Origin of the sequence: Aestuariivirga sp., assembly GCF_044238155.1 — a bacterium.
GTDB lineage: Bacteria > Pseudomonadota > Alphaproteobacteria > Rhizobiales > Aestuariivirgaceae > Aestuariivirga.
On the sequence record NZ_JBIIDX010000177.1, the window covers coordinates 1 to 6,539 of the forward strand.

6 protein-coding genes and 1 pseudogene are annotated in these 6,539 nt (G+C 59.1%); 3 read left to right on the top strand and 4 right to left on the bottom strand.

All coding sequences use genetic code 11. The features are described from left to right. Positions 1-295, bottom strand: a 295-nt coding sequence (locus ACILRN_RS15045) for a gamma-glutamyltransferase (protein WP_395689647.1), incomplete at its 3' end; no start/stop codon positions are given. 25 nt (positions 296-320) lie between these two features. Further along, complete coding sequence (locus ACILRN_RS15050; RefSeq protein WP_395689649.1) at positions 321-1,004, bottom strand: GntR family transcriptional regulator; 684 nt, start codon at positions 1,002-1,004, stop codon at positions 321-323. 116 nt (positions 1,005-1,120) lie between these two features. On the opposite strand from ACILRN_RS15050, the gene ACILRN_RS15055 reads away from it, so the two are divergent. Further along, positions 1,121-1,807 carry a cyclase family protein gene (locus ACILRN_RS15055; RefSeq protein WP_395689650.1) on the top strand — a complete coding sequence of 229 codons (687 nt, stop codon included), beginning with the start codon at positions 1,121-1,123 and terminating at the stop codon, positions 1,805-1,807. 72 nt (positions 1,808-1,879) lie between these two features. Here ACILRN_RS15055 and ACILRN_RS15060 read toward each other — a convergent pair whose 3' ends face one another. Then, positions 1,880-3,271: an aminotransferase gene (locus ACILRN_RS15060; protein ID WP_395689652.1), complete on the bottom strand. Its 1,392-nt coding sequence runs from the start codon at positions 3,269-3,271 to the stop codon at positions 1,880-1,882. A gap of 251 nt (positions 3,272-3,522) precedes the next feature. Here ACILRN_RS15060 and ACILRN_RS15065 point away from each other — a divergent pair, with 251 nt between their 5' ends. Together ACILRN_RS15065 and ACILRN_RS15070 are read left to right on the top strand one after the other, a co-directional pair. Continuing rightward, positions 3,523-4,386 (top strand): ABC transporter substrate-binding protein, encoded by an 864-nt coding sequence (locus tag ACILRN_RS15065; protein WP_395689654.1) that lies wholly within the window; start codon positions 3,523-3,525, stop codon positions 4,384-4,386. Between the two features lie 115 nt (positions 4,387-4,501). Further along, a complete protein-coding gene (locus ACILRN_RS15070) occupies positions 4,502-6,283 on the top strand; it encodes an amino acid ABC transporter permease/ATP-binding protein (protein ID WP_395689656.1) in 1,782 nt (593 codons plus the stop codon). Here ACILRN_RS15070 and ACILRN_RS15075 read toward each other — a convergent pair. Continuing rightward, positions 6,276-6,539 (bottom strand): annotated as a pseudogene (locus ACILRN_RS15075) (hypothetical protein); the annotation flags it as partial. The gene ACILRN_RS15070 and the pseudogene ACILRN_RS15075 overlap by 8 nt on opposite strands.

A 6,539-nucleotide genomic window follows, 5' to 3' on the forward strand; every position in this document is an offset into this window, starting at 1 on the left:
CTGCCTTGTGATAAGCCTCAAGCGTCGCCGCCGCCGGCAAGCGGCCGGACCCGTTGAAGGCGACGACCTTGCCCTTGCCCCGCGGCATGTAAAGAGCAAAGCAGTCGCCGCCGATTCCGGTGGACCCTGGCTCGACCACACACTGGACGGCGCAGGCGGTTATCGCGGCGTCCATTGCGTTGCCGCCAGACTGGAGTGTGGATATTGCGGCAAGCGTCGAGAGTGGATGCGACGTTGCCGCCATGCCGTTACGAGTGATGACCTGCGAACGGCCCGGTTTCTCCAAATCTCTCAAGTTTCGCCCCCGCTGCGCCGCCGGTTCAGGATTCGCCAGCGCTGTCTTCGTTATTGGCGTTGAGGAATGCGATGAGCGCAGGAGCAGTCTCCAGCACATGTTCACGCATGACGATTTCCGCGCGGTCGGCATCACCAGCCACAAGTGCATCAATAAGGTTCTGATGCTGCTGCAATACGCCAACTGGCTTTTTCACATTGATGAAATAGAACCGCATCTGGGCTTCAAGCATCACGTGGAGCTTCTCGATCTCGCGTACCAGACGCGGCCTGTTCGATAGCCGGCAAAGATATTCGTGGAAGCCCCAGTGCCTCTTGACCCACTGGTCGCATTCATGCTGACCGCGATCCATGCGGAAGAGCAGATCACGAAGATCCTCGATTGCCATGCCGCCCACATTCGCAACGGCATGGCGCATGGCCAGCCCCTCAAGCACCGAGCGCATCTCGAAGAGCTCAAGCAGCTGCTCGGCGTTGAAGTCCGCCACCACGGCACCACGGTTGGGCCGGATGGTCAGCAGGCCTTCCGCATCAAGGCGCCGGAATGCCTCGCGCACCGGCATTCGGCTCATGCCGATTTCGCCGGCAATTTCCTCTGGGCGCAAGCGCACGCCAGGCTTCAGTTCGCCCCGCCTGATGCGATTGTGCAGGTATGTGTAGGCTGCAAGTTCAGCAGATGCGGCATCCCCCCCGTCACCATCCCTCACCATGTTGCGACTACCCTCTTGTCAGGCATGAAGAGCCGCCCGAGCGGCTTGCACGATGCTTGTTTATTACGTATCATCATTGGATACAAGAATGCAAAACTCGATATGGCAGGGACGGCATGACCAAAACCAGGGAAATCATAGATCTTGGGCGCGAATTGTTTAACGGAATGCCCAACATTGGTGGTGTTCAAATCGCCTTCTTCCCCATTGAATCGTACGACGGCCTGGGAACTTATACAGACGGCAAGCTCGAGATGGAATCGCGGATGATCCTGATGCCGGAGCATTGCAGCACCCATGTCGATGCTCCCCGGCACTTCGACCGCAACGGCATTCCGGTTGGCAAGGTTCCGCTCGAACAACTCATTTGCCCGGGAAATCTCTATGATTTCACCTGGAAAAAGAACAACGAGGCGATCACCATCGCCGACTTCGAGGCAGCCGAGAAGAAGACAGGCAAGCCGATCGAGCCCGGCAAGGCCATAATATGCTGGACCGGCCGCGACAAGACGTGGGGACAGGGAAACTGGATCAAGGAGCGGCCATTCATACCCACCGACACCGCGGAATGGCTGGTAAAGCGCGGCATGACACTATTTTGCACCGACCTGATCGGCATGGATGACCCGGCCGAGTGGTGGTGGCCAACCCACAAGATCTGGCTGCACGCCAATATCTGCATGGTGCAGCAGCTCGCGAACCTTGAAAAACTGCAGGGCAAGGAATTCCTGTTCGTCTGCCTGCCGCTCAACATGCGGGACGGAACGGGCTGTCCGGTGCGGCCCGTGGCTCTCGTATTCTGAAAAGCAAAAGACCGCCAGCCCGCGAACCCTATCGGGATCGACGGACCGAACACGCTGCTGCGCCGGGCGGTCTCAGGCGGCCTTCATCAGTCCGCGCCCAGCCAGATCGCGCTCCGCATCAGCCAAGCCAAGCTTGAGCCGCCTCAACAGATCTTCAAGCTCCTCCCCGCTGATGATGAGGGGCGGCGAAATGGCCAGCACATCTCCCAGCGCGCGCAGGATGAGCCCATGATCGAGGCATTTCATCTCGACGAGCTTGGCTGCCGCCACCTCCGGCGGGAACTTTGCCTTGGTGGCCTTATCGGCCACAATCTCCAGGCCACCGATCAAGCCGATCGCTCGCGCTTCGCCGACTATCGACGAGGTCATTGTTTCCTGGAGCCCCTGCTTGAAGCGAGGCGCCAGAGCCCTCACCCTCGAGACAATGTCAAGTTCCTCGTAGATCTTGAGGGTTTCGAGAGCGACGGCGGCCGGAGCCGGATGAGCCGTATATGTATAGCCATGGCCCAGTACGCCGTGACGCACGGAATTATCCGCAACCGCGTCGTAGACGCGATCGTTCATCAGGAGGGCGGACATCGGTAGGTAGCCGCTTGTGAGGGCTTTTGCCAAGACCACCATATCTGGCTCGAGCCCGAAGGTGGTCGAACCGAACATGTCGCCTAGGCGGCCGAAGCCCGAGATGACTTCGTCAACCACGAACAGGATGTCATGCCGCCTCAGTACCGCCTGAACCTTGTCGAAATAGGTGCGCGGCGGAATGATCACACCGCCAACGCCCATCACCGGCTCCGCCCAGAAGGCGGCAATGTTTTCCGCTCCTTCGCGCAGGATCAGCGCTTCGAGACTTTCGGCCAGCCTCGAGGCGAACTCCTCCTCGCTCTCACCCGGCCTGGCGCCACGATATGCACCGGGGAAATCGGCGTGGAGAACATCCGGCGCTGGCACGTCGAAGTCAAAATGATTGCGCGGAACCCCGGTAAGGCTTGAGGTTGCCAGCGTGGTTCCGTGATAGGCAAAATGGCGGGAAATGATCTTCTTTTTCTGCGGCCGGCCGAGCGCATTGTTGTAGTAGCGCACGATCTTCATGGCCGTATCATTGGCCTCCGAGCCGGAGGAAGAGTAGAAAACATGGCGAAGCCCGGCGGGAGCGATGGCAATCAGACGCTGCGTCAGCTCTACCGTAACGTCAGAGATCTTGTTGCCAAACGCATGGTAGCAGGGAAGCGTGCGCATCTGCCGGTAGGCCGCTTCGGCCAGACGGTTCTCGCTGAAGCCCAGCGATGCATACCACAGAGCAGCCACCCCCTCGATGTAGCGCCGACCCTGATCATCGATAACGAACACGCCGTCGCCACGGCTCACGATGAGAGGTTGCCCCTGCTCATTGGCGCGGAGATTTGCATACGGGTGAACGATGTGGGCGCGGTCAATCGCCGAAAGCGAATTGGGATGACTTGACATGATAGCCTACCTTTTTGGCATGAGGCTAATTGCATACACTTATCCATGTCAAATCGTTTTGTCGGATAATTACCCCACAATAAACATTTTTGCTTCCAAGCAAAAACCGCGCAATTTGTTTGTATACGCCGATTTGTGACCGAACTCGGCCTTGACGCTAATGACCCAAAAAGTGTATCCAAACATCCAGACACTGGTGACAAGCACCGGACTGGCCGGGCGCAATGTCTCCGGGTCTCAGGGAGAGAAAAATGCGCTTTGGAAAAATTCTTGCGGCTATGGCGGTGGCGGCGGCGTTCAGCGCCGGAGCAGTTCAATCAGCGAGTGCGGGCCCGGCATGTGAGCCTGACAAGCTCGCCGAGAAATATCCTTCACTCGCGGGCAAGACGATCAAGATCGGCGGCGACCCCCAAACTCCTCCATTCGTGATGCGCGATGCGGCTGACTTCAACAACATCGTTGGTTTCGATGCCGACTTCGCCAAGGCAGTCATGGATTGCCACGGCATCAAGTATGAATGGTTCCTGGCCGGCTGGTCGGGCATCCTGCCGGCGGTGGTGGCCGGACAGGCGGACGTCTTCTGGGACAATCTCTATTACACGCCAGAGCGCGCCAAGGAAGTCGACTACGTGCTCTACATGCAAGCGGCGACGGGTGCGCTGACCCAGGCAAACAACACCAAGGACATCAAGGGCTTTGATGACTTCTGCGGAAATCGCGTCGCGGTTGGCGTGGGAACGGTGGAAGAGCCTCAGGTCCGCAAGCAGGACGAAAAGTGCAAGGCTGAAGGTAAGCCCGGCATTGAAATTCTGACCTACCCGGATGTGGCCGCCGCCATCCGCCTTGTGTCCGACGAGCGAACGGACATCGTGCTCTATGACCTTACGGTGGTCGATGAGCAGGTGAAGAAGGATCCCGCCAAGTTCAAACGCGCCTTCATGATGCTGTCGGGCTTCAACATCGGCACCGCCGTGAAGAATGACAACAAGGATCTGAACCAGGCGATCTTCGACGGCATCCAGATCATGCAGGAAAACGGCAAGCAGGCCGAACTCATGTCCAAGTATGGCGTTGACCCGGCCATGATCGTGAAGGCCGAAATCAAGACGGAATAACCACAACCCTGTGCACACTCTGCTGGGACGTTCCGCTTTCGATGTCTTCTTCGAAAGTGCAGCGTCCCAGTTCAATTTGAACTGCCAACTGGTGAAGCGGGGTTAACGTTCCGGCATGAGCAAATCTCTCAGAAGCCTGATGGACTCTCGCCGCCTGTGTTCGCTTGCAGTCATGCTGGCCGTCGGCATCATCCTTGCGGGCTGTGGCGTGAACTGGACGGGCGGAGACCCCTCCGCGCAGGCGGGGCAGGAACTGCCCTGGTTCGTGGAAGTGCCGAGCTACATCTTCTCGCCCTTCCTGCTGGAGGGCGCCTGGATTGCAATCAAGATCGCCGTGGTCTCCATGTTCTTTGGAGTGATCCTCGGGCTCATACTGGCGCTCATGCGCCTGTCACCACTGTGGCCGCTACGGTCCATCGCCTGGTTCTACATCTGGTTCGTGCGCGGGACACCGCAACTGCTTCAGCTGGTCTTCATCTTCAACGCCCTGCCCCAGGTGGGCCTCAAGTTTGACATCTTCACGGCCGCCGTGATCGGCTTCTCCCTCAACGAGGCAGCCTTCGCCGCCGAACTCATGCGTGGCGGCATCATTTCAGTAAGCCGCAACCAATCGATCGCTGCTGCGTCTCTGGGCATGGGCCCCATGCTGACGCTCCGCCGCATCGTTCTTCCGCAGGCCATGCGGGCAATCCTTCCTGGCCTTGCCAACGATACGATCAGCATGGTGAAGCTGACATCGATCGCCTCTATCATCTTCGTCAACGAACTCACCTTCCGCTCGCAGCAAATCGTTGCACAGAATTTCAAGTTCTTCACCGTCTTCGTTGCTGCGGGCGCAATCTACCTCGTCATCACCAGCCTGATCTCGCTCCTGCAGATGTGGCTCGAGCGGCGCTTCGACTTCGAACGCGACAGGGCGCAGAGTTCCGGCGCCATGGCAAGATTCCTCGGCATGGGCAACAGTTCGGTCAATGAGGACCCACACCCCCCGGCTGCTGCCACTCCCGTGGACCGCGCAGCAACGGGAAAGGCCAGGAAGGCAGCAGCAGATCACGGATGGATCAGCAAGCTGATTTCAACAACCCCCGTGAAGACGGATGTCGGCGGAACCTTCGTCGAGTGCAAGGGCGTGTGGAAGGCCTATGGCAACCGCGAAGTTCTGCGCGGCGTGAATTTCTCTGTGAAGCGCGGCGAGGTCGTCACCATTCTGGGGCCATCGGGATCAGGCAAGAGCACGCTTCTGCGTATGATCAATCACCTTGAGGAGGTTGATAAGGGAGAGATCGTGGTCGATGGTTCCTATGTGGGCTATGACAAGATGGGGGCAAAACCCGTGGCCTCGCGCGATCTCGCCAAGGCCCGCGCCAGCGCCCGCATCAGCATGGTGTTCCAGCACTTCAACCTGTTCAACCATTTCACTGCACTCGAAAACGTGACAGAAGCGCCGATCCGTGTCTATGGCGTCAGCTCCGAGGAGGCACACAGTCTCGGCCGTCAGTTGCTGCGCAGCGTGGGGCTGAGCCGGCACACCGAACATCTGCCGCACCGGCTTTCAGGCGGACAGCAGCAGCGCGTGGCAATCGCCCGCGCCCTCGCGGTGAAGCCAAAGCTCATGCTGTTCGACGAGCCGACATCAGCGCTCGATCCTGAACTGGTTGGAGAAGTGCTTGCAGTCATGCGCGGACTGGCCGAGGCCGGCATGACCATGATCGTCGTCACGCACGAGATCCGTTTTGCACGCGACGTCGCCGACCGCGTTGTCTTCATGGATGGCGGTGAGATCATCGAGGAGGGGCCGCCCTCGCAAGTAATCGATCACCCGCAGCACGAACGCACGCGCCGGTTCCTACGCATGGTCGAACGCGAAGAAGAAGACGCGGACGACATCATCATCTGATGCCATCTGCTGCCCGGGCCCTGTAGGTCAGGGCAAGCCCCTGAGCAAGCGTGACACGTGGTTCATAGCCCAGAAGATCACGGGCCCTCGTGATGTCGAGCGGCCCGAATTCGCCATCGCCCGGCTCCTTGCCGCGGACCACCTGCCACGTCAGGTCGTTGAGATGAGCTGCAGCCAGCTGCGCGATCTCCAATTCACTTGCATAGCTACCACCGGTCACGTTGAAGCACTCGAAACCTCGACCCGCCCGCTGCAG

Excerpts from the sequence above, each read along its gene's own strand:
- ACILRN_RS15065 (WP_395689654.1), top strand. The coding sequence starts at position 3,523 with ATGCGCTTTGGAAAAATTCTTGCGGCTATGGCGGTGGCGGCGGCGTTC.
- ACILRN_RS15055 (WP_395689650.1), top strand. The coding sequence starts at position 1,121 with ATGACCAAAACCAGGGAAATCATAGATCTTGGGCGCGAATTGTTTAAC.
- ACILRN_RS15070 (WP_395689656.1), top strand. The coding sequence starts at position 4,502 with ATGAGCAAATCTCTCAGAAGCCTGATGGACTCTCGCCGCCTGTGTTCG.
- ACILRN_RS15050 (WP_395689649.1), bottom strand. The coding sequence starts at position 1,004 with ATGGTGAGGGATGGTGACGGGGGGGATGCCGCATCTGCTGAACTTGCA.
- ACILRN_RS15060 (WP_395689652.1), bottom strand. The coding sequence starts at position 3,271 with ATGTCAAGTCATCCCAATTCGCTTTCGGCGATTGACCGCGCCCACATC.